Source organism: Thermocladium sp. ECH_B, assembly GCA_001516585.1.
Classification (GTDB): domain Archaea; phylum Thermoproteota; class Thermoprotei; order Thermoproteales; family Thermocladiaceae; genus Thermocladium.
In genome coordinates, this window is sequence record LOBW01000135.1 from 1 (window position 1) to 1619 (window position 1619).

At 46.9% G+C, this 1619-nt stretch carries 1 protein-coding gene; it reads right to left on the reverse strand.

What is annotated here, in order from left to right:
- Positions 1-366 precede the first annotated feature (366 nt).
- A complete protein-coding gene (locus tag AT710_09730; GenBank protein KUO89868.1) occupies positions 367-1404 on the reverse strand; it encodes a glycosyl hydrolase family 5 in 1038 nt (345 codons plus the stop codon).
- Positions 1405-1619 lie beyond the last annotated feature (215 nt).

Consider the following 1619-nt stretch of genomic DNA (forward strand, 5'->3'; position numbering starts at 1 on the left):
CCTAGAAGAAGCCCAGCAACCAAAACATACACATGCATAGATATGGCTAGCAATGATTTTTATAAGTTCAGATGCCGCCGAGTTCCCATGCCGAGGGGGATTCAATACATTTAAAAGAGGACAGGTATATTTTCCGTATCCTCATCTGACCTCCTCCCCGCCCTGAAGGGCGAGATTTGTCGTTCGTTTTATCAGCGCGCTTCAATGTCGAGAAGCGGACATAAATAGGTCACTAGCAAAACCAACACAATCATATGATGAGGCGAAACTATAAGTCTCGCTCCTTTTAGGGTTTTGGCAGATGGTGGTCATATGGTGAAGAAGCTGGGATGCGGAAACATGGATTGTGTTAGGGATGCTATGGCTTTAGTATAGGGGAGACACCAAATAATTAATGTTCTCTAGCAGTAATGATAATGATGAGATCACTGCATCTACATCGCTCATTAATGCTATTGATCTAGGGGCATGTATGTATCTGGCGGGCGTCGAAACCACGAGAGTTGGGACTCCCGTTCCATGTACGTGTATTGCACCGGCATCGGTTCCACCATAAGGATTGACTTGAAGCTGGTACTTTACTCCCTTGGATTCCAGAATCGCAGTGGCCTTCTCCAATAAGGTGGGATTAGTGATCATTGATCTATCCATTGCCCTAATCGCAGCGCCTCCACCTAGTCGAGTTATCCATTGTTCCTCCGGATTACTTGGCACATCTGCTGCCACAGTTGTCTCCACAACTATGGCTAGTTCCGGATTAATGCCATTAATCACGGCCTGTATACCTCTTAACCCAACCTCTTCCTGTGTATTCCATGCAAAGAAGAACGTTGCATTAGATGAGCGAATCCTCCTCGCCACCTCAATTAAAGCATATGCGCCTAATCTATCATCAAGCGCCTTCCCCATAATCACGTCGCCGCTGTGAACCATGACGGTGGAGAACGTGCCAGGTATGCCAGGCACCACCCCAGCCTTACTTGCCTCCTCCCTGGAAGTGAAGCCAGCATCTACGTAAAGCTCCTCAAACCTGTTCGGCGGCTTCTCTCTTCTCAAGTGCGGTGGATCAATGCCGACGACTCCCCTAATTAATTCGCCGCGTCGAGTCCTAAATACTAATTCTTGTCCTATCATTACCCAGGGATCAATGCCGCCAAGGGGTGCCACTCTAATAAAGCCCCTCTGATCCACATGAGTAATAATGACGCCCACCTCATCCACATGCGCGCTCAGGAGAACGCGGGGCCCCTCATCCCCAATCCGCATGATTAAGTTACCTAGAGCATCTATTTTCAGGTCCCGCGATAATTGAGACACGTTGCCCTTAATAATGCCGGTGACACTTGACTCGAATCCGGATGGCCCAAATTGATTAGATAGAGATTCAAGTAATTCTATGTTCATGGGTTTAGATATAACAATCTATTTATAAAATGATCGCCGATAATAATGAAAATCAATTCCTCAATACTTCACTAATTATGAAGCCCCAGAGAGATGGACTACCTATATAGTGATCCAAGTACCCCTCCTCTGCTTCTCCATTCACGGCATTTATGGGTGATGGTTGATCCCACACTAAGCCAAATGGGCCAATTGCTACCGCGGCCTCGCTTAAT

Bases quoted from the DNA above. Each gene is read 5' to 3' on its own strand.
- AT710_09730 (KUO89868.1), bottom strand. From the start codon at position 1,404: ATGAACATAGAATTACTTGAATCTCTATCTAATCAATTTGGGCCATCC.